At 58.7% G+C, this 26,615-nt stretch carries 24 protein-coding genes and 1 pseudogene; 4 read left to right on the plus strand and 21 right to left on the minus strand.

Annotated features, from left to right (window positions below; all coding sequences use genetic code 11):
* A pseudogene (locus tag BN874_RS25155) lies at positions 1-242 on the plus strand (hypothetical protein); the annotation flags it as partial.
* 57 nt (positions 243-299) lie between these two features.
* On the opposite strand, the gene secF reads toward BN874_RS25155, so the two are convergent.
* From secF to rpsB, 19 genes are all read right to left on the minus strand, one after another.
* Complete coding sequence (secF, locus tag BN874_RS13695; protein WP_034434454.1) at positions 300-1,244, minus strand: protein translocase subunit SecF; 945 nt, start codon at positions 1,242-1,244, stop codon at positions 300-302.
* Positions 1,245-1,258: 14 nt separating this feature from the next.
* Positions 1,259-3,130 carry a protein translocase subunit SecD gene (gene secD / locus BN874_RS13700; RefSeq protein ID WP_230314442.1) on the minus strand — a complete coding sequence of 624 codons (1,872 nt, stop codon included), beginning with the start codon at positions 3,128-3,130 and terminating at the stop codon, positions 1,259-1,261.
* Positions 3,131-3,176: 46 nt separating this feature from the next.
* Positions 3,177-3,524 (minus strand): preprotein translocase subunit YajC, encoded by a 348-nt coding sequence (gene yajC / locus BN874_RS13705; protein WP_034434457.1) that lies wholly within the window; start codon positions 3,522-3,524, stop codon positions 3,177-3,179.
* Between the two features lie 74 nt (positions 3,525-3,598).
* Complete coding sequence (gene tgt / locus BN874_RS13710; protein WP_034434460.1) at positions 3,599-4,726, minus strand: tRNA guanosine(34) transglycosylase Tgt; 1,128 nt, start codon at positions 4,724-4,726, stop codon at positions 3,599-3,601.
* 11 nt (positions 4,727-4,737) lie between these two features.
* The gene (gene argH, locus BN874_RS13715) at positions 4,738-6,138 is read right to left on the minus strand and encodes an argininosuccinate lyase (protein WP_034434462.1); all 1,401 of its coding nucleotides are present in this window, start codon (positions 6,136-6,138) and stop codon (positions 4,738-4,740) included.
* Between the two features lie 101 nt (positions 6,139-6,239).
* Positions 6,240-7,382: a lipid-A-disaccharide synthase gene (gene lpxB, locus BN874_RS13720; RefSeq protein WP_034434464.1), complete on the minus strand. Its 1,143-nt coding sequence runs from the start codon at positions 7,380-7,382 to the stop codon at positions 6,240-6,242.
* 13 nt (positions 7,383-7,395) lie between these two features.
* The gene (gene lpxA / locus BN874_RS13725) at positions 7,396-8,169 is read right to left on the minus strand and encodes an acyl-ACP--UDP-N-acetylglucosamine O-acyltransferase (RefSeq protein ID WP_034434466.1); all 774 of its coding nucleotides are present in this window, start codon (positions 8,167-8,169) and stop codon (positions 7,396-7,398) included.
* Entirely contained in the window at positions 8,166-8,606 is a 441-nt protein-coding gene (gene fabZ, locus BN874_RS13730) for a 3-hydroxyacyl-ACP dehydratase FabZ (RefSeq protein WP_034434467.1), read from the minus strand. Before fabZ ends, lpxA begins: the two co-directional genes overlap by 4 nt.
* A 21-nt stretch (positions 8,607-8,627) precedes the next feature.
* Positions 8,628-9,659, minus strand: coding sequence for a UDP-3-O-(3-hydroxymyristoyl)glucosamine N-acyltransferase (gene lpxD / locus BN874_RS13735; RefSeq protein ID WP_034434469.1), 1,032 nt, complete (start codon positions 9,657-9,659; stop codon positions 8,628-8,630).
* A 5-nt stretch (positions 9,660-9,664) separates the two neighbouring features.
* Positions 9,665-10,162 carry an OmpH/Skp family outer membrane protein gene (locus BN874_RS13740; RefSeq protein ID WP_051497861.1) on the minus strand — a complete coding sequence of 166 codons (498 nt, stop codon included), beginning with the start codon at positions 10,160-10,162 and terminating at the stop codon, positions 9,665-9,667.
* A 198-nt stretch (positions 10,163-10,360) separates the two neighbouring features.
* Positions 10,361-12,649, minus strand: coding sequence for an outer membrane protein assembly factor BamA (gene bamA, locus BN874_RS13745; RefSeq protein ID WP_154724942.1), 2,289 nt, complete (start codon positions 12,647-12,649; stop codon positions 10,361-10,363).
* 36 nt (positions 12,650-12,685) lie between these two features.
* Entirely contained in the window at positions 12,686-14,050 is a 1,365-nt protein-coding gene (rseP, locus tag BN874_RS13750; RefSeq protein WP_034434475.1) for a sigma E protease regulator RseP, read from the minus strand.
* 1 nt (position 14,051) lies between these two features.
* The gene (ispC, locus tag BN874_RS13755; protein WP_034434477.1) at positions 14,052-15,251 is read right to left on the minus strand and encodes a 1-deoxy-D-xylulose-5-phosphate reductoisomerase; all 1,200 of its coding nucleotides are present in this window, start codon (positions 15,249-15,251) and stop codon (positions 14,052-14,054) included.
* Positions 15,248-16,057 carry a phosphatidate cytidylyltransferase gene (locus BN874_RS13760; RefSeq protein WP_034434481.1) on the minus strand — a complete coding sequence of 270 codons (810 nt, stop codon included), beginning with the start codon at positions 16,055-16,057 and terminating at the stop codon, positions 15,248-15,250. The genes ispC and BN874_RS13760 overlap by 4 nt, the downstream gene beginning before the upstream one ends.
* Complete coding sequence (uppS, locus tag BN874_RS13765) at positions 16,050-16,814, minus strand: undecaprenyl pyrophosphate synthase (RefSeq protein WP_034434484.1); 765 nt, start codon at positions 16,812-16,814, stop codon at positions 16,050-16,052. Before uppS ends, BN874_RS13760 begins: the two co-directional genes overlap by 8 nt.
* Positions 16,815-16,866: 52 nt before the next feature.
* A complete protein-coding gene (gene frr / locus BN874_RS13770) occupies positions 16,867-17,424 on the minus strand; it encodes a ribosome recycling factor (protein WP_034434486.1) in 558 nt (185 codons plus the stop codon).
* 4 nt (positions 17,425-17,428) lie between these two features.
* Positions 17,429-18,160, minus strand: coding sequence for a UMP kinase (pyrH, locus tag BN874_RS13775; RefSeq protein WP_230314443.1), 732 nt, complete (start codon positions 18,158-18,160; stop codon positions 17,429-17,431).
* Positions 18,161-18,254: 94 nt separating this feature from the next.
* Positions 18,255-19,154, minus strand: coding sequence for a translation elongation factor Ts (gene tsf / locus BN874_RS13780; RefSeq protein ID WP_034434488.1), 900 nt, complete (start codon positions 19,152-19,154; stop codon positions 18,255-18,257).
* A gap of 130 nt (positions 19,155-19,284) precedes the next feature.
* Positions 19,285-20,037: a 30S ribosomal protein S2 gene (gene rpsB / locus BN874_RS13785; RefSeq protein WP_034434490.1), complete on the minus strand. Its 753-nt coding sequence runs from the start codon at positions 20,035-20,037 to the stop codon at positions 19,285-19,287.
* Between the two features lie 292 nt (positions 20,038-20,329).
* Between rpsB and map the strand changes: the two genes are divergently transcribed.
* Genes map through BN874_RS13800 form a run of 3 tightly spaced genes read left to right on the plus strand, consistent with a single transcriptional unit; the run spans position 20,330 to position 24,147 of the window.
* A complete protein-coding gene (gene map, locus BN874_RS13790) occupies positions 20,330-21,127 on the plus strand; it encodes a type I methionyl aminopeptidase (protein ID WP_051497850.1) in 798 nt (265 codons plus the stop codon).
* Positions 21,128-21,151: 24 nt separating this feature from the next.
* The gene (glnD, locus tag BN874_RS13795) at positions 21,152-23,902 is read left to right on the plus strand and encodes a [protein-PII] uridylyltransferase (protein WP_081756403.1); all 2,751 of its coding nucleotides are present in this window, start codon (positions 21,152-21,154) and stop codon (positions 23,900-23,902) included.
* A 5-nt stretch (positions 23,903-23,907) separates the two neighbouring features.
* Positions 23,908-24,147, plus strand: coding sequence for a hypothetical protein (locus BN874_RS13800; RefSeq protein WP_051497851.1), 240 nt, complete (start codon positions 23,908-23,910; stop codon positions 24,145-24,147).
* Positions 24,148-24,440: 293 nt separating this feature from the next.
* On the opposite strand, the gene rlmD is transcribed toward BN874_RS13800, so the two are convergent.
* Together rlmD and BN874_RS13810 are read right to left on the minus strand one after the other, a co-directional pair.
* Positions 24,441-25,781 carry a 23S rRNA (uracil(1939)-C(5))-methyltransferase RlmD gene (gene rlmD / locus BN874_RS13805; protein ID WP_034434492.1) on the minus strand — a complete coding sequence of 447 codons (1,341 nt, stop codon included), beginning with the start codon at positions 25,779-25,781 and terminating at the stop codon, positions 24,441-24,443.
* On the minus strand, positions 25,781-26,614 hold the full coding sequence (locus tag BN874_RS13810; protein ID WP_051497852.1) for a 3'-5' exonuclease: 834 nt from the start codon (positions 26,612-26,614) through the stop codon (positions 25,781-25,783). The genes rlmD and BN874_RS13810 overlap by 1 nt, the downstream gene beginning before the upstream one ends.
* Position 26,615: the final 1 nt, after the last annotated feature.

The following is a 26,615-nucleotide window of genomic DNA, read 5'->3' on the forward strand; positions in this document are numbered from 1 at the left end:
TGGCCAGCCTGGCCGGCATCGGCTACGGCCTCGCTGGCGGTACCCTCGGCAACCTGCTGGGATCAGCCGGGCTGGTGGCCGCCAGCGTCCTGCTGTGGCTGATTGCCACCGCATGGGCGCGCTTGGTGATGCGCGCGGTGGAGAGCGACCAACTCCACAGGAAGGATAGCACCCGCGCTCGTCTGGTGACGCCGCAAGCCGATGAAACCGACCCGTTCAGCCAGTTGCGCAGCGATCTCTAAGCACACGGCACGCCGCCAAACATGCAGGGGAGGCAGAAGCAGCCTCCCTGCTTCGTTTCAGGGCCGCTCATCTGCGGTCTCTTTGGCCCGTGGCAACAAATCTTCACGACTGATGCCCAGGTACAACGCGGTGGCGCTGGCGACGTAGATCGATGAGTAGGTGCCCACCACGATGCCAACGATCATGGCGATGGAGAACCCGCGCATCACGGTGCCGCCGAAAAAATACATCACGATGACCGACAACAGGGTGACGAAGCTGGTCATGGTGGTGCGCGACAGCGTTTCGTTGATCGAGAGGTTCATGATCTCGATGGCCGTGCCCTTGCGCCGTTTGCGAAAATTCTCGCGGATGCGGTCCAGCACTACGACGGTGTCGTTGACCGAGTAGCCGATCACCGCCAGCACCGCTGCCAGCACCGTCAGGTCGAATTCGATCTGGAACAGCGAAAACCAGCCGACGGTGAAGATCACATCGTGGACAGTGGCGGCGACGGTACCGATTGCCAGCCGCCATTCAAAACGGAACATCACATAGACCAGAATCCCCAGCAGCGCACCCAGCGCCGCCAGCCCACCCTGTTCCACCAGTTCCTGGCCAACCTGCGGCCCGACGAACTCCGCCCGCACCAGAGTGACGTTAGCGCCGCCCTCGACGCCTTGCAGGGTATGCAGCACGTCGTTGCTCAGGGTAGCGGCGTTGGTCTGCGCCCGGGGCGGGATGCGGATCAGCACATCTCTCGCCGTGCCGAAATGCTGGGCCTGGGCGTCGCCAAAGCCGGCTTTGGCCAAGGTGGCCCGGATTTGGGTGGGATCCGCCGGATTGGGATACTGCACCTCAATCACGGTGCCACCGGTGAAATCCAGTCCCAGATTCATCCCCCGGAACAGCAGCGAGCCGACCGCAATCAGCAGCACCGCGATGGACCAGCCCATCGCCAGCTTGCTCCAGCGCAGAAAATCAATATGGGTGTTGTAAAAATCAAATCGCCACATAGCCATTTTCCCGTGCGCACTCAGACCGACAGCGTGGTCAGCTTGCGGCCGCCATAGATGAGATTAACCAACGCCCGCGAGCCGGTGACCGCCGTAAACATCGAGGTCAGAATACCGATGCTGAGCGTCACTGCGAAACCCTTGATTGGGCCGGAGCCGAAGCCGAACAGCATGATCGCCGCAATCAGGGTGGTGATGTTGGAGTCGAGAATGGTGTCGAAGGCCCGATCAAAGCCAGCGTGAATCGCGGCTTGCGGGGTGGTGCCGTTGCGCAACTCTTCGCGGATGCGTTCATAGATCAGCACGTTGGCGTCTACCGCCATGCCCATAGTCAGCACGATACCGGCGATGCCGGGCAGGCTGAGGGTGGCTTGCAGCGTGGACAGCGCGGCGATGATCAGCACTACGTTGGCGGCCAGTGCCGCGTTGGCAATCATGCCGAATCGTTTGTAACGCAACACCATGAACGCGCCGATCACCAGGAAAGAGATGAAGGCGGCGCGAAAACCCTGGGCGATGTTTTCCTTGCCGGCGCTGGGTCCGACGGTGCGCTCCTCGATAATCTCGATGGGGCTGACCAAGGCGCCCGCCCGTAGCAGCAGCGCCAGATCGCGGGCTTCGCGGGTACTCTCCAGCCCGGTGATCTGGAAGCGCCGGCTCAGCCGGTCGCGGATGGTAGCGACATTGATCACTTCCTCGACGGTAAACGCGGTCTTCTTCAGATCACCGTTCACCCGCTTGGTTTCGGTCTTGTTCTCGATGAACACCACGCCCATGCGTTTGCCGATATTGTCCTTGGTGGCGTCCTCAAAGCGCTTGGCGCCCTTGCCATCCAGGGTAACGTAGACCGTGGCCCCGCCATTTTGCGGGTCGAGGCCGGAGGAGGCATCCACAATGGCATCACCGGTCAGCATCACCCGCTTTTGCAGCAGCACTGGGCGACCATTGCGATCCTTGTACAGCCGCGAATTGAGCGGAACATGACCGCTGGTCGCGGCCTGATTCCAGTCGTTTTCCTCATCCGCCAGCCGGAATTCCAGGGTGGCGGTGGCGCCGAGAATTTCCTTGGCGCGCGCAGTGTCCTGCACCCCCGGCAGTTGCACCACAATGCGGTCGCTGCCCTGCTGCTGGATGATCGGCTCCGCCACACCTAATTCATTCACCCGGTTACGCAGGGTGGTGATGTTCTGTTGCAGGGCGAAATCGCGCTTTTCCTTAATCTCGCGCTCGCCGAGCGTCAGCTTGAGACTGAGCGGCCCGGGTTGGCTCTGTTGCAGGCCCGACAGGTTCTTCCGCAGTGCGGGCGCGGCCTTGTCGCGTTCCGCCGCGTCCTTGAATTCCACCTGCACCCCGCCGGTCGCCACTCGCCCGACCGAGGTATACAGCACTTTTTCGCTGCGCAACTGGGCACGGACTTCGTCGACATAACTGTCTTCGATCTGCTTGATGGTGGCGTCCATATCCACCTGCATCAGGAAATGCACCCCGCCGCGCAGGTCCAGACCGAGATACATCGGATTCAGCCCGAGTGCCCGCATGAACCCCGGCGCCGCTGAGGCCAGATTGAGCGCCACAATATAATCGCGGCCTAATTGATCCTTGAGGATGTCGGCCGCCTTGAGTTGTGTCTCCGGGTCGGCAAAGCGAACCAGCAGACGGCCTTCTTGCAGTTCCAGGCGCTTGATAGGCAGTTTTTCGGCGTCAAGCAGAGCGGCTACTCGGTTTTGGAAGGCCGAATCAACCACGATATTGGCTCTCGCCCCGGAGATTTGCACCGCCGGATCTTCGCCGAACAGGTTGGGCAGGGCGAAAATCAGCCCCCACAACATCACCAGACTGATCAGCAGGTATTTCCACAAAGGGTATTGATTCAGAGTGTACGGAGTGGACATGACGCAGCATTTTCCGCAGCGCGCCCAGCGGCGCGCCGGCGTTGGATTAGAGAGTGCCTTTGTAGGTGCCTTTCGGCATCAGCGATCCTAAAGCCTGCTTCTGGATCTTGATCTGGACGCCGTCGGCGATTTCCACTTGCAGGAAATTTTCGCCTACGTCGGTGACGCGGCCTAACACCCCGCCACCGGTAACCACCTCGTCGCCCTTCTTGACCGCATCCACCATCTGCTTGTGTTCTTTGGCGCGCTTGGTCTGCGGGCGGATCAACAGGAAGTAGAAAGCAACGATCAGCACAATCGGAAACAGCAGGTTCATCAGACCCATTTCGCTCGAAGGGCCGCCGGCGGTCTGAGCCATGGCGTCCTGGATCAGGAAGTTCAGGATATTTTCCATTGGGAATTCCTCGAATTAAACCGGATTCGTCGCTATGCCCCGGATTGCGATGGGCCTAGCGTCGCCACACCTTTTCAAAAGGCGGCATTATACACAGGCGGCGGAAGTTGCCCGCGATTTTCATAAAATGCTGCTGCAAATGCCGCAAATCGTTGATCAGCAATAGCCGCTCGCAATTCGCGCATCAGATCCTGGTAGTAGTACAGGTTATGAATAGTGTTGAGCCGGGCGCCGAGAATCTCGCGGCACTGGTCCAGGTGGCGCAGGTAGGCGCGGCTGTAGTGCTGGCAGGTGTAGCAGCCGCAGCCTTCGTCCAAGGGCCGGGTATCGGTGCGGTAGCGGCTGTTACGGATGCGGATATCGCCGTGGTGGGTGAACAGATGGCCGTTGCGGGCGTTGCGGGTCGGCATCACGCAATCGAACATATCAATGCCCCGGCGCACTGATTCAACAATATCTTCCGGCTTGCCGACGCCCATCAGATAGCGCGGCGCGGTATCCGGCAGCAGCGGCGCGGTGCAATCCAGCATCCGCACCCGTTCCGCCAGCGGTTCGCCGACCGCCAGCCCGCCAATGGCGTAACCGTCGAAGCCAATCGCGCCCAGTCCGGCGGCAGAAATCTGGCGCAAGTCGGGATACATGCCGCCTTGAACGATGCCAAACAGCGCGGCGGAATGATCGGCGTGGGCGATTTTGCTGCGGCGCGCCCAGCGCAACGACCGTTCCATGGAGTGTTGCGCTTCGGTTTCAGTGGCCGGGTAGGGGGTGCATTCGTCGAAGATCATCACGATATCGGCACCCAGCGCCTGCTGTACCGCCATGGATTCTTCCGGCCCCAGAAACACCGCACCCCCATCCACCGGCGACTGGAATTTCACTCCGGCTTCGGTAATTTTGCGAATGGCCGCCAGGCTGAATACCTGGAAGCCGCCGGAATCGGTGAGAATCGGCCCGTCCCAGTGCATGAAGCCATGCAGATCGCCGTGCTGCTTGATAATCGCGGTGCCGGGCCGCAGCATCAGGTGAAAGGTGTTGCCGAGGATGATTTCGGCACCACTGGCGCGCAGTTCCTCCGGGGTCATGGCCTTGACCGTGCCATAGGTGCCGACCGGCATAAAGGCCGGTGTTTCCACCGTGCCTCGCTCAAAATTCAGTCGGCCACGGCGGGCGGCGCCGTCGGTGTGGGTGCGTTGGAAATGCATGGGGGTTGCGCTCAACTCCCTTCCGTTACCCAAATTTGCGCCAACGCTGCTGCTTCCCGAACCCGCACCGGCGCGGTGCCGCCTAAAACATTGCGAGCCGCTACCGACCCTTCCAGCGACAGCACGGCGAACACATCATCCTGAATCAGCGGCGAGAACGCCTGCAATTCCGCCAGCGCCATCTCGGCCAAATCCCGCCCGGTTTCTATTCCCAAACGCACGGCTTTACCGACAATTTCATGCGCATCGCGGAACGCGACGCCCTTGCGCACCAGATAATCGGCCAAATCGGTTGCAGTGGCGAAACCGCGCCGGGTGGCCTGAAGCATGGTGTCGCGCTTGGGGCGCAACGCCGGGATCATGTCAGCAAAGGCGCGCAGGCAACCTTGCACCGTGTCCACCGTATCGAACAGCGGCTCCTTGTCTTCCTGATTGTCCTTGTTATAGGCCAGCGGCTGGCTCTTCATCAGGGTCAGCAGCGCCACCAAATGCCCGTTGACTCGCCCGACTTTGCCGCGCACCAGTTCCGGCACATCGGGATTTTTCTTCTGCGGCATAATCGAAGATCCGGTGCAGAACCGATCCGGCAGGTCAATAAAATCAAACTGGGCCGAAGACCACAGCACCAGTTCTTCCGACATCCGCGACAAATGGGTCATCAGAATCGCGGCGGCGGCGGTGAATTCAATAGCAAAATCACGGTCGCTGACCGCATCCAGCGAGTTGGCGCACGGCGCGGCGAAATCCAGCAATCGCGCGCTGTAGTGGCGATCCAGCGGATAACTGGTGCCGGCCAGCGCCGCCGCGCCCAGCGGCATGATGTTGACTCGCTTGCGACAGTCTACCAGCCGCTCGTAATCGCGCTTGAGCATCTCGAACCAGGCCAGCAGGTGATGACCCAACGTTACCGGTTGCGCGACTTGCAGGTGAGTGAAACCGGGCATAATCGTATCGGCCTCGCGCAACGCCAAATCGGCCAGTCCGCCCTGTAAGCGTTTGAGTTCGACCAAAATCGCGTCAATGGCGTCGCGCAAATACAGGCGGATGTCGGTCGCCACCTGATCATTGCGCGAGCGTCCGGTGTGCAGCCGCTTACCGGCATCGCCAATCCGCTCGGTCAGCCGCGCTTCGATGTTCATGTGCACATCTTCCAGCGCCACCGACCACTCGAATTCGCCGCGTTCGATTTCGGCGCGAATCTGCTCCAACCCGCCCACAATAGCCGCGCAGTCCTCCGGGGACAGCACACCGATCCGTTGCAACATCCGGGCGTGGGCGATGGATCCGTTAATATCCTGCTGGTACATGCGCCGGTCGAATCCTACCGAGGCGGTGAACGCCGCTACAAAAGCGTCGGTGCTTTCGGTGAAGCGCCCGCCCCATGTTTGATTGGTCTGTGTGTCGCTGCTCATAAAAACTCAACTACTCTGTAGGCTGAAAAAGACGCCATAGCTTGTCAAAACCATGAATTTCAAGGTGCGCCTAAAATGAACGGCAGTAAACCGATGCAACCTCACCGCTGGTCCAGCAACTCCCCGATAGCGTCAGCCGCTTGAGTGCTGGCATCACGGCGCAACAGGCGATGCAGCACATCAAACTCTGCCACCAACTGCCCACCCGCCGCCGGATCATCCAGCCAGTGCAACACCGCCAAACCCAAATTCTCCACCGTTGCCACTTCCTGAATAAATTCCGGGACTAACTCACGCCCTGCCAGCAGATTGGGCAAGGCGAAGTTGGAAATCGTCACCAGCCGCCGGGCGATCCAGGCTGTTACCGGGGCTACCCGGTACGCCACCACCATCGGCCGCTTGAGCAGCATTGCCTCCAAAGTTGCGGTCCCGGACGCCAGCAACACCGTATCAGCCGCCGTCATCGCTTTGCGGGATTGGCCCTGAATCAGTGTCAGTGGCAACGCCGGAGCGCGTTCGGCCTTCATTCCCAGCAACATTTCATGCAACTGGGGCGTCGCCGCCGGCATCAGGAAATGCAGATCAGGCCGTTGCGTGTGTAGCCAGATCGCCGTGTCCAGAAGCAGCGCGCCCAGCCGGCTGACTTCACCTATACGGCTACCCGGTAGCAAAGCGACGATGCGCGTAGCTGCGGGCAACACCAGATCCAGTGCTTGTCGAGCGGCCACGGCATCGCTACGCATTGGAATAGTATCCGCCAGCGGATGACCCACGTAGCGCACCGGCACTCCGTGATCCTGATAGAACGCCGCCTCAAACGGCAACAGCGTCAACATTAAATCCACGGAACGGGCGATTTTTCGTACTCGCCACGGTCGCCATGCCCAGACCGAAGGACTGACGTAATGCACAGTGGGGATACCGCAGGTACACAACCGCCGTTCCAGCGTCAGGTTGAAATCCGGGGCGTCAATGCCGATGAACACTGCTGGCGGATCGGATCGCAGGCGTTGATAGAGTTGGTGGCGGATTCCGAGCAGTTCCGGGAGATGGCGCAACACTTCGACCAGCCCCATGACCGCCAGCCGCTCCATGGGCACCACACTCGAAAACCCTTGGGCCAGCATTTCAGGACCACCGATACCGGTGAAACGGGCGTGGGGATAGCGGGTCTTGAGGGCAGCGATGAGACCGGCACCGAGCAAATCACCCGACAGTTCGCCCGCAACGATAGCAATCTGCACCGTCGGCGCAGCTCTAGCGGACGATCCCGTTGCGGGAGGGCGCTGCCAGAAAATCGGCAAGAATTTGCAGTCGCGGGTACTCTGCCGTCATCTCCCGCACTTTCTCGATAGCCTCTTCCAAACGCAAATTGGTACGGTAGATCGCCTTGTAAGCACGGCGGATCGCCTGGATCTCTTCATCGGAAAAATCACGACGGCGCAGACCCTCAGCGTTGATACCGTGCGGCTCAGCGCGGTAGCCCGCCACCGTCACATAAGGCGGCACATCATGATTCACCCCGCAGGCGAACCCGCAAAAGCTGTGCATCCCCAGACGGGTGAACTGATAAACCAGCGCGAAGCCGCCCAGCACCACATCATCCTCAATATGAACATGGCCGGCTAGCGATGCCCCATTGGCAAAAATGGTCCGGTCACCGATCACGCAATCGTGGGCGATGTGGACATAGGCCATGATCCAGTTGTCATCGCCCAGCCGAGTCAGCCCAGCGTCCTGCATGGTGCCGCGATTGATCGTCACAAACTCGCGGATGGTGTTGCGGTCGCCGATTTCCAGCCGAGTCGGCTCGCCGCCATACTTCTTGTCCTGTGGCCTCTCACCCAGTGAGCTGAACTGATAAATCCGGTTGTCGTGGCCGATGCGGGTCGGTCCCTGAATCACCACATGCGGGCCGATCCAGGTACCCGCCTCGATCTCTACGTCTGCGCCGATCACCGAAAACGGCCCCACCGTCACATCCGGTGCCAGTCGAGCTGACGGGTCTACTACGGCGCGCGAGTCGATCACGGATTAATATCCCGCTTGGCGCACATCAGCTCCGTCGTTGCTACCAACTGCCCGTCGACCTTCGCCTCGCCGAAAAATTTACCAATGCCCCGCTTGATCCGATCCAGTCGCACTTCCAGAATCAACTGATCGCCCGGCCCGACCGGCCGTTTGAAGCGGGCATGATCCACCCCCACCAGGTAATACATGGAGCGATGGTCCGGCCGTTCCCCCTCGCTTTTGAAGGCGAGAATACCGGTCGCTTGCGCCAGCGCCTCCAGGATCAGCACCCCAGGCATGATGGGCCGTTGCGGAAAATGGCCGGAAAAAAAGGGTTCGTTGAAACTGACATTTTTAAGGCCCGTTAACGACTGTCCTGGCTCAATGGATAGCACCCGATCAATCAGCAGAAAGGGATAGCGGTGCGGCAGGTATTCCAGAATTTCCTGAATATCCATCGGTTCCAAAGCCTTAACCTCTCAAAGGGTGCCGTCTCGGTTGCTTTTTTTTTCCAGTGCCGCCAAGCGTCGGAATATTTCATCCAGCCGGCGCAGACGGGCGCTGATCTTGTTCCAGATCCGGTTCGGCTCCACCGCCAGCCCCGAGGAATACACCCCGGACTCGGTGATAGATTGGGTCACCAGCGACATGCCAGTGATTTGTACATGATCGACAATTTCCAGATGACCGGCGATTCCGACACCACCACCCAGCATGCAATGGCGGCCAATACGGGCGCTGCCGGCAATACCCACACAGCCCGCCAGCGCACTGTGGGCACCGATATGGACGTTGTGGGCAATTTGAATCTGGTTGTCCAGCTTAACTCCGTCCTCGATGACGGTATCTTCCAGCGCACCCCGGTCAATGGTGGTATTAGCCCCAATCTCGACCTCATCCCCGATCAGAACGCTACCGAGTTGGGGAACCTTGAGCCAGCGGCCCTTACTATCGAGGGCGAGGCCGAAACCGTCGCTGCCAATGACTGCGCCCGGATGTATTAGCACCCGCTGACCCAGCCGCACCCGGTGGCAAATCGTCACCTGTGCTACCAGTCGGCTATTTGCCCCGATAATGGCGTATTCGCCAATTACGCAACCCGGACCGATGACGACCCCCGCTTCGATGACAGCGCCTGCTTCCACCACGCAATGCGGCCCGATCCAGGTATCGGCGGCAATATGGGAATCCGGGCTCACCCAAGCGGTGCAATGGACACCTCGCCGTGATTCGGCGACCGGCGCAAACAGCGCCGCCGCTCGGGCATAAGCAACATGGGGGTTAGCAGCCACTACCGCTGGTGTTGAACAACTTGCGGCATCTTCGGGTGACAAAATCACCGCAGTGGCCCGGGTGGTCTCCAGACACGCACGATAGCGGCGATGAGTCAGGAAGCTGAGATAGCCGGGTTCCGCACGGTGCAGAGGCGCTACTCCGACGATGACCGTTGCGGCATCGCATCCTCGCAGGTATGCACCCGCCACCACCGCGATTTCACCCAGCGTGGTCATCGGCTTTATTTGGTAGTCAGGCGCTTGAGTACTTTTTCGGTGGCATCCACCTGTGGACTGAAATACAGCGTCGCGCTATCGTTCACCACCAAGTCAAAGCCTTCTTCCTTGGCAACACTATTGATAACTTCCAGTACCTGCTTCTGGAATTTGCCCAGTTCTTCATTGCGGCGCAGATTAAAATCTTCCCGGAACTCGTCACTGGTTCGCTTCAACTCTCGAGCCTGATTGCGAATCTCATTTTCCAAGCTGCGGCGCTGGCTTTCGCTCATTACCGCACCATCCTTGGAGAGTTTTTCCTCTTGTTTGCGTAGCGATTTCTGTGCTTCGACCAGACCCTTCTGCCGTGGCGCAAACTCCTGCTCCAATCGTTTGCTGGCTGCCTCGGCCTGTGGGGCACTATTGAGAATTTTGGCGATGCTGACAAAACCCAGTTTTACGTCGGCCGCCTGCGCCAGTGAAACGGGCAGCACCAAAGCGGTCGCGACCAACAAATTACGCATGATTTTCAATGTCATACCTCCAGCGGAAGAAGAGTGCGAGAAATTACCCCATACAAACAATCAAATCAACTTCAGAAATCAGCAGGACTTTCGCTTTCCGTCATTCCCGCGTTAGGCGGGAATCCAGTAAGCCGCTGAAAAGCCTGGATACCCGCTTTCGCGGGTATGACGAATTTACCGGTTTAGCGAAAGTCCTGATCAGTTAAACGGTACCCCGAAGGAGAACTGGAACACTTCCGTTTCATCACCGGACTGCTCGTTAAGCGGCGCGGCAACACTCAACACGATAGGGCCAAGTGGTGATAGCCATTGCCCGGAAATGCCAATCGAGTAGCGCAGCTCGTTGGCTTCGAAAGCACTTGGAGTCGCAAATACGTTGCCAATATCGAAAAAGGCTGCCACCCGCACATTTTCGGATTTTTCCATGAACGGTACGGGTAAAATCAACTGAGTATTAGCGACAGTTTTGAACGCACCACCGCTGGGTTCATCGTTGCTATAGCGCGGTCCCAGCGTATTCGATTTCCAACCCCGCACCGAGCGCAGACCACCTGCAAAGAAGTTCTCGAAAAAGGGCAACCCACCGGTATTGCTGTAACCGTCGCCATAGCCGATTTCACCGCCGACCGACCAGGTGAGCCAATTAGCCAGTTGGAAGTAGTTAATACTCCGGTAATTCAATTTGTAGAATTCCGCAGTACTCCCCGGCAAGGCAAACTGCCCTGCGATCTGATTCAGACTGCCACTGCTTGGAAAGATAGTCCGATTACGGCTATCACGCGCCCAACTGGCGTCCAGTGTAAGCTGGTCATAGGTATCGCCGTTCTCCTTTAGATATTCGAAGATTTCAATTGGTGTATTCGTCGTCGTACCGATCCAGATATGCTGGTATCCGGGACTCAACCGCAAGGTATCGAACTCGTTCAGCGGGAATCCAAAATTGACTAGAACGCCAGCGGCATTTCGGACATAGTTGGCCGTGTTGAGCTGAGCGCCGTCAATAGTCTGGTAAAACGCCCTGAAGCCAAGACTGACACCATCTGGGGTGTAATAGGGATTAGTGTAGGAGAAACTGTAGTTATCGCCGGCCTGGCTGTTGTTCAGCACCAAGCCCAGTTGATTACCCGTGCCGAGAAAATTGTTCTGCGTCACGCTGGCGTTCAGCAATATCCCCGATTCCTGGCCGTAGCCAATACCAAACATCAGACTGCCGGAGGGGCGTTCGACCACGGTGAAGTTAGCATCGACCTGATCACTGGCACCGGGCACAGCCGGTGTCTCGATATTGACGCTTTCCAGATATTCCAGGCGTTGCAGACGGGTCTTGGATCGGTCGATATCCTTGGTTGAGAACCACGAACCCTCCATTTGGCGCATCTCGCGGCGCAATACTTCATCCTGAGTTTTGATGTTGCCCTGAAAATTGACGCGCCGGACATAAACCCGCTTGCCGGGGTCTACGACAAAATTCAGGGTGACCTTCTGAGTTGCATCGTCTACTTGCGGCACCGTGTTGACATTGGCGAAGGCATAACCTTCCTGGCCCAAACGTTCGCCGACCGCTTTGGCAGTTTCAGTGACCTTGGCGCGGGAAAAAGTCTCGCCTGGCTTAAGAGTAATCAGTGCGCGCAAGTCCGCTTCCGGGACCACGCCAAAATCGCCAGTCAATTGCACATCCTGGATAATGTACGGCTCGCCCTCCGTGATATTGATCGTGACATAAACATCCTTTTTATCCGGAGTGATAGAAACCTGAGAGGAATCTACATTGAATTTGAGATAGCCCCGATCCAGATAAAATGAACGCAAGGTTTCAATATCAGCAGCCAGTTTTTGTTTGGAATACTGATCATCCTTGGAGAAGAAGGAGAACCAGCCGCCGGTGGATGATTGCAATTTACCCAGTAGTTCTTTTTCAGTGAAAGCCTTGTTGCCGACGATATTGATTTGGCTGATGCTGGCGACTGCGCCTTCCGCAATATCGATGTTCACTGCGACCCGGTTGCGTTCCAGTGGTTGCACCTGGCTTTTCACCTGCACGGCGTATCGGCCACGACTGTAGTATAGCCGCAACAATTCCTGCTCTACCTTGTCGAGCAGGGCGCGGTCGAATACCCGCCCTTCGGCCAGGCCTACTTCTTTCAGTGACTTCTGGAGATCCTCGGTACTGATGTCGCTGTTGCCGGTGATCTTGACTTCGGCAATAGCCGGACGTTCGACCACGGTTACTACCAGCACATTGCCCTTTCGCTCCAGATTGACATCGGTGAAGAAGCCGGTTTTGAACAGAGCGCGGATAATGTCGGGGTAATCCTTCTCCGAAATCGATGAACCTACTTGCACCGGCAAATAATTAAAAACAGTGCCGGCGGAGATGCGTTGCAAGCCCTCAACCTGGATATCCCGCACCACGAAATCGGCGGCGTATACCCCGGATACCGCGACCAGCAGGCCAATAGAAAGAATCAGGTAGCGACATAATTTCATAGGTATTTATTTACCCCAAGCCAGGGTTGGCAGTTCTTATCCCAGCAGACGATTGAAATCATTGAACAGAGCCAGCCCCATCAATAGCAACAAAACCACGATCCCTACGCGCTGTCCCACATTCTGCACCGCTTCCGACAGCGGGCTGCCCTTGAACAACTCGATCAGGTAGTACAGCAAATGACCGCCGTCCAGCACCGGCACTGGCAACAGGTTCAAGACCCCCAGGCTGATACTGACTAAAGCCAGCAACGACAAAAACGCTATAGGCCCGGCAGTCGCGGCCTGACCGGCGAATTGTGCAATGGTCAGCGGCCCACTGAGATTGTCCAGCGAGGCTCTGCCAACCAACATCCGGCCCAGCATCCGCAGCGTCAGCAGCGACATGTCCCAAGTCTTGCCCAACGCCGCGCTTACCGCATCCAGCGGCCCATACCGTACCACGACCCGCAAGCTCTGGGCGAGATCATCAGGCACATCGGCAATAGCGCCAATGAAGCCGACGTGTGCGCCCCGCTGGTTGTCCCGCAGGTCGGGAATCAACTCCAGAACCTGCTCGGTACCGTTGCGATCAATCCGCACGCTGAATGGTTTGCCGGGGTGCCGCTCAATGATGTCGCGCCAATGCCGCCAATCCTTGACTCGCTCACTCTCGGCTAACAGGATCTGATCGCCCGGTTGCAACCCGGCCCGCTCTGCTGCCCCACCACGGGTCACTTGCCCGATCACTGCTGGCAATACCGGTTGCCACGGGATTAATCCTACCTGACTGAATACCTGCGCCGCATCGCTCAAGTCCGGGGCGTTGCGCAAATCCAGCGTGCGAGTCCGTGTCCGATCTTCGGTGTCCGTCACCTTGATCTGGATCACCTCGCCGGCCATGGCGCGATCCACCAGCTCCAGCATGACCGCGCTAAGCGTCGGAGTGGGCTTGCCGTCAATGGCAACGACCAAATCGCCCTTGCCAAAACCGCCTGCCGCCGCCCGTGAACCGGGCACCGGATCGTCCAGCAGCGGCTTGGCGCCGGGAATGCCGATCATGAACATCAAGCTGTAGGCCAGAATGGCAAACAGGAAATTACTCAGTGGCCCAGCTAATACAATAGCAATGCGCGAACCGATCGGTTGGCGATCAAAGGCACGATGCGCTTCGTTCGGCGACACTTCGCCCTCACGTTCATCCAGCATCTTCACATAGCCGCCCAGCGGCAAGGCGGCGATCACATACTCGGTACCATCCCGCCCACGCCGTTGCCACAATGGGCGACCGAAGCCGATGGAAAACTTGAGTACCTTGACCCCCAGCCGGCGGGCTACCCAGAAATGGCCAAACTCATGGACGGTGATCAGTACGCCCAAGGTCACGATCAAAGCCAGCACCGAAATCAGCGAATCACTCATCTCAGACCTCCGAGGTTTGCGCGATTATCCACTCTGTCGCTGTCGCCCGCGCCAGAGCGTCGGCAGCGAGAATTGCCTCCAGCGAGGCTACGGCGTGGGTAGAAACCTGTTCCAGCGTGTGCCGAACGACGGCGGCAATGGCGGTAAAGCGAATGCGTTGTTCCAGAAATGCCTGCACCGCAACCTCGTTAGCCGCATTCAGGATCGTCGGCGCGGTCCCGCCCACTTCCAGCGCGGCGAACGCCAGCCGCAGGCAGGGAAAACGGACCAGATCCGGCTCCTGGAATTCCAACGGTGCCAGCCGGGTGAAATCCAGGAATGCGACTCCTGACGCCAGCCGCTGCGGCCAAGCCAGAGCATGGGCAATCGGGGTGCGCATATCCGGGTTGCCGAGTTGCGCCAGCACCGAGCCATCTTCATATTCCACCATGGAGTGGATCACACTTTGTGGATGCACCACCACTTCGATCCGGGAGGGTGGCGCTCCAAACAGCCAATGCGCCTCAATGACTTCCAACCCCTTGTTCATCATGGTGGCGGAATCGACCGAAATCTTCCGGCCCATCCGCCAGTTCGGATGAGCGCAGGCTTGATCCAGGGTTACAGCAGACAAAAATTCCAGCGGTGTAGTACGGAACGGTCCGCCGGAGCCGGTCAGCAAAATCCGGCGGACCCCCACCGCATCGAGACCGGCAGTCATAAAGTGTGACGGCAGGCACTGAAAGACCGCGTTATGCTCGCTATCAATCGGCAACAGTTCCGCGCCGTACTCATGCACCGCCGCCATGAACAGCGGACCCGCCATGACCAGCGCTTCTTTATTGGCCAGCAGCACCCGTTTGCCCGCCCGCGCTGCCGCCAGAGTCGGCAGCAGCCCCGCCGCCCCGACAATCGCCGCCATGACGTAACCGGTTTCGGGCAAGGCTGCGACCTGTTCCAATCCGGTCATGCCCGCCAGCACTTCAACCGCCCGCCCTGCCGCCTGTAATCGGTCGCGTAGATGCTCAGCCGCATCCACATCCGCCATCACCGCATAAGCGGGATCAAACTCCACACACTGCTGAAACAGTCCCTCAACATCACGGTGAGCGGTCAGGGCCACCACCCGGAAACCATCGGCATGGCGGCGCAGCACGTCGAGCGTACTGACTCCAATCGATCCAGTCGAACCCAGCAGGGTGACGCCGATGCGCGCACTCATCCGTACATTCCATAGAGGCCCAGCAGGAACACCGGCGCGGCGGCAGTCAGGCTGTCGATCCGATCCAGCACCCCGCCATGACCGGGCAACAACGCGCCGCTGTCTTTCACTCCACGCTGGCGCTTGATCATGCTCTCAAACAAATCCCCGACAATGGAGAAACCGACGGTCACCATGCAAACCGCCACGAACCACAGCCAGCGCGATCCCATGCCCAGCACCGCCGCGCCGATCAGCGCAAAAGTGAGCGCCGCCGCGCCTGCGCCCCACACCCCTTCCCAGGTTTTTCCAGGACTGATGGCGGGGGCCAGCTTGCGTCGTCCCCAGCGTCGTCCAGCGAAGTAGGCGCCAATATCGGCTACCCAGATCAGCAGCAGCAGAAACAGCACATAGCCCGGCCCGAACTTGTCGCGCAAACCCATCAGCGCCACCCAAGGCCCCACCAGGATGACGATGCCGACGGCGCCAAGGGTCATCAGATGATCGGGGCGATCAGGCCGCCTGGCGTAATGGCGCAGCCAGATCGGGACATAACACCAACCGGCGAAGACCAGAATGAGCAGACCGTTCATCAACATCGGGCTATCGACCAGCGGCCAAAAGGCCAGGATCAGGGCCAAAATCAGCGCGCCGTACCCCAGACGACTGCGGGTCTGGTTCATTCCCGCCAGATTGGCCCATTCCCAAGCGCCCAGCAGCGTGATCGCCAAGAGCACTGCGCCAAAACCGATGGCGGGCAACTTCAATACCACCCAGACGGTGATCAGAGCCAGAACGATGGCGGTGACAACGCGCTGTCTAAGCATGAGCGCTCCGCGCGATCTGATCAGCAGTCTGGCCGAAACGCCGCTGCCGACTGGCGAATGCGGCGCAGGCGGATTCCAGATCGTCGGCGTCGTAGTCCGGCCACAAGCGGTCGGTGAAGTACAACTCGGTATAGGCCATCTGCCAGAGTAGAAAGTTGCTGATGCGTTGCTCGCCACCGGTACGGATCAATAAATCTGGTTCCGGCAGATCGGACAGGCAGGTGTAGTGATGAAACAAATCGGCGGTGATACTGCCCGGTTGCAATCGACCCGCAGCCACCTCCTCGGCCAGTTTCCGCCCGGCCTGGGCCATGTCCCAGCGTCCACCGTAATTTGCGGCGATGACCAGGATCAGACCGGTATTTGCGGCGGTGCGCCGTTCGGCCTTGGCGGTGTAATCCTGCAAGATCCCGGAAAACGCGCTGCGATCGCCGATGAAACGCAGCCGAACATTGGCCTCATCCAGGCGGCGAATTTCGTTGCGCAGGGTGGCTAGAAACAGTTTCATTAGCACTTCCACTTCCCACGGTGGCCGCCGCCAGTTCTCGGTGCTGAAGGCAAATAGCGTCAGCACCGTGACGCCGCGCTCGCTGCACGCTTGCACAATCCGTCGTACCGCCTTGGCCCCTTCGCGATGGCCCATCGTGCGCGGCAGACTGCGTTGCTGCGCCCAGCGGCCGTTACCGTCCATGATGATAGCGACATGGCGGGGTAACTGCTCCGGTGGCGTCAGCGAATCACGGACGTCAACGGACATTCAGTGAGAGCCTCTCTGAATCGCCATTGCGCCAGGCCTTTGACTCAACAACTCAGATTTCCATCAGCTCGGCTTCTTTGGCCGCGAGCAGCTTATCCACGTCCTGGATATGGCGGTCGGTCAGTTTTTGAACCTCATCCTGGGTTTGCCGCTCGGCGTCTTCAGTAATCTTCTTATCCTTGAGCAGTGTTTTGAGCTGATTGTTGGCATCGCGGCGGATATTGCGGATCGCTACTTTTGCCCCCTCACCTTCGTGCCGGACGATTTTTACCATGTCACGACGGCGTTCCTCAGTCAGCGGCGGCAACGGTACCCGGATCGTGGTGCCGGCAGAAGCGGGATTCAGGCCCAAATCGGATTTTAGAATCGCCTTCTCAATGGGCCCAACCATGTTCCTTTCCCACGGCGTCACCAGCAGGGTGCGGGCATCGGCAATACCCACCGAAGCCACCTGATTCAGCGGCATCTCGTTGCCGTAGTAGCTGACCATGACATGATCCAACAGGCTGGCATGAGCGCGACCGGTGCGCAGTTTGCTCAATTCCTGCTTCAGGCTATCGATGCTTTTCGCCATGCGGGCGGTCGCTTCTTTCTTGAGATTGTCAGTCATAGCGTCATTCCCGCACCACGGTGGTGCCTACATTCTCGCCACACACGACCCGCACCAGGTCACCGTGGTGATTGATGTTGAAAACCTTCAGCGGGATGTCGTTCTCGCGGCACATGACGATAGCGGTGGCATCCATTACGCCCAGCTTGCGCGCCAGAGCCTCGTCATAGGTGAGTCGCTCATAACGCACCGCTTCGGGGTCTTTGAAGGGGTCTGCCGAGTAAATGCCGTCCACTTTAGTGGCTTTGAGCATCACCTCGGCGTTGATTTCAATGGCTCGCAGGCTGGCCGCAGAGTCGGTAGTAAAAAAGGGATTACCGGTACCCGCAGCAAAGATCACCACCCGACCCTTTTCCAAGTGGCGGACGGCACGGCGGCGAATATAATCTTCGCACACCTGGTTGACGCGCACCGCCGACATCACCCGGGTGAACACGCCAATCCGCTCCAGAGTGTCCTGCATCGCCAGTGAATTCATCACCGTGGCCAACATGCCCATGTGATCCGCCGTAACCCGATCCATCCCGGCTTTGGCCAGCCCCGCTCCTCGAAACAGGTTGCCACCGCCGATGACCATGCCGACTTCCACGTTGATCTGACGCAGTTGTTGCACCTCGCCGGCGATACGCGCCAGCACCGCAGTATCGATACCGTATTCGCCCTCGCCCATCAGCACTTCACCGCTGAGTTTGAGGAGAATTCGCTTGAACACCGGTTTGGGATCCTGCATGAGCATACGAAACCTGAAGGGTCGTGCCGAATATGGGCGGATTGTACGGGTATCGCCGCTCCAGCGTCAGCCGGCAACGCCGGAGCCGATGGCAGTTGTGCTAGTCGCCGCGCACCTGCGCCATTACTTCAGCAGCGAAGTTATCAGCTTTCTTCTCGATGCCCTCGCCCAGTTCAAAGCGCTCGAAGCGAATCACCTTGGCTTGGTGCGCCTTGAGCAGCTTTTCCACACTCTGCTTATCTTCGGCTTTAATAAACGGCTGGCCTAACAGAGTCACCGCTTCAAAATATTTGCGCAGTTTCCCTTCGACTATTTGATCGATGATTTTCTCGATGACGTTGGCCGGCTTATCCTTAGCCTCGTCCGCAGCCTGTGCCGCGTAAATCTCCTTCTCCTTGGCAATCAGATCAGCCGAGATTTGATCGGAACTGATGCACAGTGGCCGACTGGCGGCGATGTGCATAGCGATATCCTTGGCCAGATTGGCATCGCCGCCATCCAGTTCCACCAATACCCCGATGCGGGTGCCATGCAGGTAACTGCCCAGCACCCCGGTCGGCGTCGCCAGACGGGCGAAGCGACGAACATTGACGTTTTCGCCGATCTTGGCAATGCACTCGCGCCGGTTCTGCTCGATGCTGTGTCCATTCGCCATGTTCAGCGCCAGCAGTGCATCCAAATCAGCGGGTGCGTTGCACAGTGCCACTTCGGCTACGGCAGCAGCAAAGGCGCGGAAGTCTTCGTTTTTGGTAACGAAATCGGTTTCACAGTTGATCTCGACCATGGCGACGGCCTCAGCCGCTTGCCTGAGTACGATCAGACCTTCAGCAGCGATGCGACTGGCCTTCTTGTCGGCCTTGGCCTGACCAGCTTTGCGCATCAGTTCGACTGCGGCCTCAATATCGCCTCCGATCTCCTGCAATGCTCGCTTGCACTCCATCATTCCCGCGCCAGTGCGTTCACGCAGTTCTTTAACCAGCGCCGCCGTAATTTCCGCCATGCTTGCCTACCTCTTGGAAAAACAAATTCATTCAAATCATCGTGAGACGGGATGACAAACGACCACTTCCATCAAAAAGGCTCGCACACCAAGCGCACGAGCCTATCGGACACAGAGCCAGTGCTGGGGTTCAGAGGTCGTGGATATTCGGCGACTCTTCCTGATACTCGATGTAGGGTTCTGCAGCGCGGCCCGAAGTCAGCACGGCTCGTCCTTCCAGCACCGCCTCGGCCAGACCGCCGAGATAAAGTTGAATGGAGCGAATCGCATCGTCATTGCCGGGAATGACATAATTCACGCCATCCGGCGAGTTGTTGGTATCCACCACGCCGAGTACCGGGATTCCCAGCTTGTTGGCTTCCTGGATCGCGATGCTCTCGTGGCCGACATCAATCACGAACAGGGCATCCGGCAGACTGGACATCTCCTTAATGCCGCCCAGGCTGCGTTCCAGCTTGTCCATATCGCGCCGCAGACCGATGACTTCCTTTTTGCCCAGTCGTTCGAAGGTGCCATCCTGGGCTTGCAGGTCCAAATCCTTGAGCCGCTTGATCGATTGGCGAACGGTCTTGAAGTTGGTCAGCATCCCCCCCAGCCAGCGGTGATTGACGTAGGGCATACCGCAGCGGATCGCCGCCTCGGCGGTGGCCTCACGGGCCGAGCGCTTGGTCCCCACCACCAGAATCTTGCCGCCCTGCGAGGCCATCCGCCCGGCAAAATTCAGCGCGTCCAGATACAGCGGCAGGGTTTTTTCCAGGTTGATGATGTGAATTTTGCTACGGGCTCCGAAGATATACGGAGCCATTTTGGGATTCCAGTAGCGGGTCTGGTGGCCGAAATGCACACCAGCTTCCAGCATCTGGCGCATGGAAACAGTCGCCATGGCGGATATTCTCCTTAAAATTGGGGGTTAAGCCTCCATCCGCCCCGAGCGGCGACCCTTTTTAATCTATCCAATGGAGTCTATCCAAGGATATATTGGGCACCCGGCCGCCCGTGCCGGCGAATGTGAGAAATAGGGAAAACAGGTAGAGTTTGCCTAAAAGGCGCGCGCTTTATACCATGGATTGTTTAGAAAAACCAAACGAACGCCACCCGACTGATTGCTGTCCCAATGACTGAATGCCATTGTCAGCCGCCCCCTTATTGCCGACCCACGCATCCGTAGCCCGACCATGTTCCAGAAAAGCCCCAAGAAACCCACCAGCAGCATCACCTTCAAGACGCCGGAAGAGATTGAAAAGATGCGGGTGGCCGGCCGCTTGGCCGCAGAGGTGCTGCGCATGATTCATCCGCATGTGCGCGAGGGGGTAACCACCGAATACCTGGATCGGCTCTGCCATGACCATATTGTCAATGTGCAGCAGGCGATTCCTGCTCCGCTCAACTATCGCGGATTCCCCAAATCGATCTGTACCTCGGTCAATCATGTGGTTTGCCATGGCATTCCCGGCCCGAAGACCCTGAAAAAAGGCGATGTACTCAACATTGACATCACCGTGATCAAGGATGGCTACCACGGCGACACCAGCCGGATGTTTCACGTTGGTCCCGCGCCCATCGCCGCCCAGCGGGTCAGTCGGGTGTCCTATGAATGCATGTGTATTGGCCTGCGCATGGTGCGGCCCGGGATCCGCCTCGGCGACATCGGTCACGCCATCCAGAAATACGCTGAAGCCCAGCACTGCTCGGTAGTGCGCGAGTATTGCGGTCATGGCATCGGCCGGGAATTTCACGAGGAACCGCAGGTGCTGCATTACGGCAATCCGGGCACGGGCGTGGAACTGGTGCCGGGCATGGTGTTTACCATCGAACCGATGATTAACGCCGGCAAGCGCCATGTCAAAGTCTTGCCGGATGGCTGGACCGTCGTGACCAAGGATCACAGCTTCTCCGCGCAGTGGGAACACACGGTACTGGTCACCGACACCGGCCATGAAATTCTTACCCTGCCGCATGACGAAACACTCTAGCTGCCGCCCCGCTCCGAGGATCGCATGGCTACTCCCCATCCTGTAGTACTACCGCCCACGCTGTCATTCACTCCACCCACTTTTACTACCCGGCCCTTGCCCAAAGCCGAGAGCGGGCGGCGAAGCGAAAAGGTGGCCTTCGACACGGCGGCGCTCGAACACGAACTGGTTGCTGCCGCCAATCCGGTCATGCCGTTTCGGGTCTTGCTCACCCAGAGCAACGCCCGGCTGAAGGAACTGTTTGAGCAGGGCGTCCCCGCGCATGAGTTGGTGCCGGCCCGTGCCGGGTTCATGGACGAATTGTTACAGCGAATCTGGCTGCGGTTTTTTGAAGCGGGCGCCCCGGATTTGGCGCTGGTTGCAGTAGGCGGTTATGGCCGTGGCGAATTGCATCCGGGTTCAGATGTGGATCTTATGATCCTGATTGATGAAGTGGCGCTGGATGTCCGCCGCTCCGGGCTGGAGGATTTTCTGGCCTTCCTGTGGGACGTTGGGTTGGAAGTGGGCCACAGTGTGCGCACGGTGGAGGATTGCGCCCACGAGGGTGCCGCCGACATCACCGTTGCCACCAGTCTGATGGAAGCGCGACTGTTGATCGGTCCCCCCGCGCTGTTTGAGCGGATGCGCGCCGTCACCGGCTCCGACCGCATCTGGCCAGACGCTGCCTTTTTCGAATCCAAGCAGAGGGAACGCTGCCAACGCTGCCACAAGTACAACGAAACGGCCTTCAATCTGGAACCCAATATCAAGGAAGGGCCAGGGGGCCTGCGCGATTTGCAGATGATCGGCTGGGTGGCCAAGCGTCATTTTGGTGCCAGCACCTTGCAGGAGCTGGTCGGCCACGGTTTTCTCAATCCGAGCGAATACGACGAGTTGATCGAATGCCGCAACTTCCTGTGGCAGTTGCGCTTTGCGCTGCACACCTTGACTGGCCGCCGCGAGGATAATTTGCTGTTTGATCATCAGCGTCGCGTCGCCCGGCTATTTGGCTACCGGGATCTGGATCAAAATCTGGCGGTTGAGCAGTTCATGCAGCGTTACTACCGCACGGTCAATGCGCTAAGCCAACTGAACGAGATGCTGTTGCAACTGTTCGAGGAAGCTATTCTACTGGCCGACGATCCGGGTGAGCCGCAACCGATCAATCGCCGGTTCCAGGCCCGGCGCGGCTATCTGGAAGTAACCCGGCCCAATGTGTTTTTGCGCTACCCGTTCGCCCTGCTGGAGATCTTCCTGCTGTTGCAGCAACACCCGGAAGTCAAAGGGATCCGTGCGTCTACTATCCGGCTGATTCGCGATCACCGCCCGTTGATTGACGACAAGTTCCGCAATGACATGCGTCCGCGTAGCCTGTTCATGGAGATCATGCGCCAGCCCCACCGGGTGACGCAGCAGCTACGGTTGATGAACGCTTACGGGGTGCTGCCGGCGTATCTGCCGGAATTCGGCCATATCGTCGGACGGATGCAGTACGACCTGTTTCACACCTACACCGTGGATCAGCACATTTTGTTTGTGATGCGTAACTTGCGGCGGTTTTTCCTGCCCCAGTTTGCGCAAGAGTTACCGCATTGCAGCGCGATTATGGAACGATTGCCCAAGCCGGAATTGTTGTACCTGGCCGGCCTGTATCACGACATCGCCAAGGGTCGCGGCGGCGACCACTCTGAATTGGGTGCGGAGGAGGCCGAGCGGTTCTGCCGCCGGCACGGGTTGAGCAGCTTTGACACCCGATTGGTAGCCTGGCTGGTGCGGCATCACCTGACTCTGTCGCTGACCGCGCAGAAAAAGGATATTCATGATCCCGAGGTCATTAACGATTTTGCCCGACTGATGGGCGATCAGATGCATCTGGATTATTTGTATCTGCTGACGGTCGCCGATATTCGCGGCACTAATCCCAAGCTGTGGAACACCTGGCGGGCGTCGCTGTTGTGGCAATTGTACGAAGCGACCCGCCGGGCGCTGCGGCGCGGGCTGGACAATCCGATTGATAAGGAAGAGCGCATCCGCGAGGTGCAGATCCAGGCGCGCCTTCAGTTACAGGTCACCCGGATCGATGAAGACCACATCAACCCGGTGTGGGAGGGTTTCAGCGACGATTATTTCCTGCGCCATTCCGCCGACGAAATTGCCTGGCACAGTCGGGCGATTCTCAAAAAAGCGCATGACGAACGGCCGCTGGTTATGGCTCGCGATGATCCCAGCCGGGGCGGTACTGAAATCTTCATCTACACCCGCGATCAGGACAATCTGTTTGCGCTGATTACTTCCATCCTCGATCAATTGCGACTGACGATTCTCGATGCCCGCATCATTACCGGCCATAGTGGTTTCACTTTGGACAGCTTCACGGTGCTGGAAGATTCCGGCGCGCCGATCCACGAGCGCGGCCGGATCAAGGAGATCGTGGCGACTCTGCTGCATTCCCTGAGCCGACCCGATGCCGTGCTGTTGCGACCCAGCCGGCATATTTCGCGGATTCAGCGAGCATTCCAGATGCCAACCTGGGTCTCATTCCGCGAGGACGAGACCAACAGTCGAACCGTGGTGGAACTGGTGTCGTGGGATCGTCCAGGGTTGTTATGCCAGGTCGGACAGGCGTTCATGGAATGCGGGGTGCAATTGCACAATGCCAAGATCGCTACCGTGGGCGCTCGGGTCGAAGACGTGTTTTTCGTCACCGACCGTGAAAACCGGCCCCTGAACGATCCCAAAAAATATGCCGCGCTGCGGGCCGCGCTGGTCGGGCAACTGGATTCGATGGAGGAGTAGGAATCTTGAATGCACACCTTGATCGAGTCCTGCCTGTTTTGCTGCTGACGCTCATTATTTCAGCCCCGGCGATTGCCGCCGCCCCGGTTTTGCCCAAGGAGGGCGCTTGTCCGACTGGTTATCACACTGAAGGGCGTTATTGCGTCGGCAATCGCGCCGATCCGCCGACCGCTGTTTCCAAAGAGGGACCTTGCCCGACCGGTTATCACACTGAAGGGCGTTATTGCGTCGGCAATCGGCCTTGAGCCATGCAAGGGATCTGCGGATTTTCTCCTCGTGCCAACACGGCCTGAATGACGCGCTCCCGTAGTCGAGCATCGCCGATACGATCCTCAACCCGCCGCTCAGTTCGTCATACCCGCGAAAGCGGGTATCGAGTTTTTCAGCGGCTTACTGGATTCCCGCATTCGCGGGAATGACGGAAACGGGAACCCTGAATGCGAAAACCTACTGAGAATTGGTATCACAGGCAGGAAGCCCGTGCCACCTCCACAACCGGTCTGGAATTGCTATAGCTGTCCTCTTTTTTCCGCATCGCTTACCGCTGACGTTGCAGCACTGCTACCGACTCAACGTGCGCGGTATGCGGAAACATATCCAGTACGCCGGCACCGAGCAGCCGGTAGCCGAAACGATGCACCAGTTCGCCCACATCACGGGCCAAGGTTGCAGGATGGCAGGAAACGTACCCTACCCGCTGCACCCCCCAGGCGGCGATTTGCGGCATCAGTTCCAAGGCGCCGGAGCGCGGCGGGTCGAGCAGAACCTGGTCGTAACCGCCCGCTGTCCACGATTGCGCCGACAAATCGCCGGTCAAATCGGCAGCGTAAAAAGCGGCATTGGCGATACCGTTGCGGGCGGCATTGCGCTTGGCCCACTCCACCAGGCTGGCATCGCCTTCCACGCCGACCACTTCCCGCGCCCGCCGCGCCAAGGCTAGAGTGAAATTGCCCAGCCCGCAGAATAAATCCAGCACCCGATCCTCCGGCCCAATTTCCAGTAACTGACCGGCGCGTTCGACCAGTTGCCGATTGATCACGGCGTTAATCTGAATGAAATGCCAGGGTTGAAATTCCAGATTCAGGTCGAAGTCCGGCAAGCGGTAGCTCAGCTCCAGCGGTTCCGCTCTCAGTGGCCGAACGCTGTCCGGTCCGCCCGATTGCAGATAGAGAGCCAGACCATGCCGATCACCGAATGCCTGCAATTGCACCAAATCGGTCGCGCTGGGCGGCGCCAGCACCCGGAAATTCAAACCCATTACTTCGTCGCCGCCAGCGACTTCAATCTGCGGGATGCGGTCGCGGATGGACAGCGCTTCGATCAATTGCGCCAGTGCTTCCAGCAAGCCGCCGACGCGCTCATCCAGCACCTCGCAGCGGTGTAAATCGGCTAAAAATGCGCTGTGGCGCTCGCGGAAGCCCACCAGCACCCGACCCTTTTTCGCCACCCATTTCACCCCCAGCCGTGCCCGGCGCCGATAACTCCACAACGGCCCGGTCATCGGTTCCAATACCCGCTCCGGTTGCACTTTGCCAATGTGGGTCAGGCTGTCCAGCAACCCGCGTTGCTTCAGCGCCAGTTGGGCGGTCGGATCCAGATGTTGCAGGGCGCAGCCACCGCAAATCTCGAAATGAGCGCAGCGCGGTTCAACCCGTTCCGGTGCAGCTTGCAATACTTCAATAGTGCGGGCCTCGTCGTGGCGACCCCGGCGAGCGGTATAGACGCAGCGCACCTCCTCACCCGGCAACGCGCCCTCGACGAACACCGCTTTACCCTCCCGCCGTCCCACACCACGCCCTTCGTGGCTCAAATCCTCGATGCGGACAGTAAAAGGCGGTTCTGCCAACAGTTTTTGTCTTTTCGCCTGGGCCTTGCCCATTAGTTGTCTTCCCCTGTTGTTGGGCGCCATGCCGCCAGAAATTCGCCAAAGTGCGGTTTCGTGGCGCTGTCGGTAGTCAACAGCTCGCGCAGGCGCTGGCCTTCACGCTGATAACCGTCGGCGCTCAATCGGCCACGAATCAGCTCAAACCGTAAATAAATCAGATAGGTATTCAACACGTCGGTCTCGCAGTAATGACGGATGCCGGCAATATCGCCAGCCTGAAAGGCCGCCCAAACCTTGGAACCATCCATGCCCAGTTTGCCGGGAAATCCCAGCAGCACCGCGATTTCGGCCAGCGGTGCAACCATCCGTGGTTGCCAGGCGGACAACACATCCATCAAATCCAGATGCCGCCAGTGGAACCGGCTCAGATAATTATTCCAGCGCGAACTCTGATCCTGATCGCCGGTATCCCAATAGCGCGGCGCGCTGACCCCGTGCAGCAGGGCGCGATAGTGCAATACCGGCAGGTCGAAACCGCCGCCGTTCCACGACACCAGGGTCGGGCGATATTCCTCGATTCCGGCGAAAAAACGGCGGATCAATTCTTCTTCCGGTGCTTCCGGCCCGCCTAGCGACCACACTTTGAGCCGATCCACCGTTCGCATCACCACCGAAATTGCGACGATGCGTTGCAAATGCGCCCGCAGCAGTTCGCCGCCATTTTCCTGGCGGCGCTTGAAAAACAGGGCTTCGGCAACCTCGGTATCGGCCAGATTTTCCAGCCCCAACAAGTGGCGTCCCCCGGTGATATCGGGCACGGTTTCAATGTCGAATACGAATACGGTGCCGGGCAGCGCCGAACTGGAGGGTTTGGTGGTTTCGCTCATG

This window comes from Candidatus Contendobacter odensis Run_B_J11 (genome assembly GCF_000531125.1).
Classification (GTDB): domain Bacteria; phylum Pseudomonadota; class Gammaproteobacteria; order Competibacterales; family Competibacteraceae; genus Contendibacter; species Contendibacter odensensis.

Bases quoted from the DNA above. Each gene is read 5' to 3' on its own strand.
- secF (WP_034434454.1), bottom strand. From the start codon at position 1,244: ATGGCTATGTGGCGATTTGATTTTTACAACACCCATATTGATTTTCTG.
- secD (WP_230314442.1), bottom strand. From the start codon at position 3,130: ATGTCCACTCCGTACACTCTGAATCAATACCCTTTGTGGAAATACCTG.
- yajC (WP_034434457.1), bottom strand. From the start codon at position 3,524: ATGGAAAATATCCTGAACTTCCTGATCCAGGACGCCATGGCTCAGACC.
- tgt (WP_034434460.1), bottom strand. From the start codon at position 4,726: ATGCATTTCCAACGCACCCACACCGACGGCGCCGCCCGCCGTGGCCGA.
- argH (WP_034434462.1), bottom strand. From the start codon at position 6,138: ATGAGCAGCGACACACAGACCAATCAAACATGGGGCGGGCGCTTCACC.
- fabZ (WP_034434467.1), bottom strand. From the start codon at position 8,606: ATGGATATTCAGGAAATTCTGGAATACCTGCCGCACCGCTATCCCTTT.
- lpxD (WP_034434469.1), bottom strand. From the start codon at position 9,659: ATGACCACGCTGGGTGAAATCGCGGTGGTGGCGGGTGCATACCTGCGA.
- BN874_RS13740 (WP_051497861.1), bottom strand. From the start codon at position 10,162: ATGCGTAATTTGTTGGTCGCGACCGCTTTGGTGCTGCCCGTTTCACTG.
- bamA (WP_154724942.1), bottom strand. From the start codon at position 12,649: ATGAAATTATGTCGCTACCTGATTCTTTCTATTGGCCTGCTGGTCGCG.
- rseP (WP_034434475.1), bottom strand. From the start codon at position 14,050: ATGAGTGATTCGCTGATTTCGGTGCTGGCTTTGATCGTGACCTTGGGC.
- ispC (WP_034434477.1), bottom strand. From the start codon at position 15,251: ATGAGTGCGCGCATCGGCGTCACCCTGCTGGGTTCGACTGGATCGATT.
- BN874_RS13760 (WP_034434481.1), bottom strand. From the start codon at position 16,057: ATGCTTAGACAGCGCGTTGTCACCGCCATCGTTCTGGCTCTGATCACC.
- uppS (WP_034434484.1), bottom strand. From the start codon at position 16,814: ATGTCCGTTGACGTCCGTGATTCGCTGACGCCACCGGAGCAGTTACCC.
- frr (WP_034434486.1), bottom strand. From the start codon at position 17,424: ATGACTGACAATCTCAAGAAAGAAGCGACCGCCCGCATGGCGAAAAGC.
- pyrH (WP_230314443.1), bottom strand. From the start codon at position 18,160: ATGCTCATGCAGGATCCCAAACCGGTGTTCAAGCGAATTCTCCTCAAA.
- tsf (WP_034434488.1), bottom strand. From the start codon at position 19,154: ATGGCGGAAATTACGGCGGCGCTGGTTAAAGAACTGCGTGAACGCACT.
- rpsB (WP_034434490.1), bottom strand. From the start codon at position 20,037: ATGGCGACTGTTTCCATGCGCCAGATGCTGGAAGCTGGTGTGCATTTC.
- map (WP_051497850.1), top strand. From the start codon at position 20,330: ATGTTCCAGAAAAGCCCCAAGAAACCCACCAGCAGCATCACCTTCAAG.
- glnD (WP_081756403.1), top strand. From the start codon at position 21,152: ATGGCTACTCCCCATCCTGTAGTACTACCGCCCACGCTGTCATTCACT.
- rlmD (WP_034434492.1), bottom strand. From the start codon at position 25,781: ATGGGCAAGGCCCAGGCGAAAAGACAAAAACTGTTGGCAGAACCGCCT.
- BN874_RS13810 (WP_051497852.1), bottom strand. From the start codon at position 26,614: ATGAGCGAAACCACCAAACCCTCCAGTTCGGCGCTGCCCGGCACCGTA.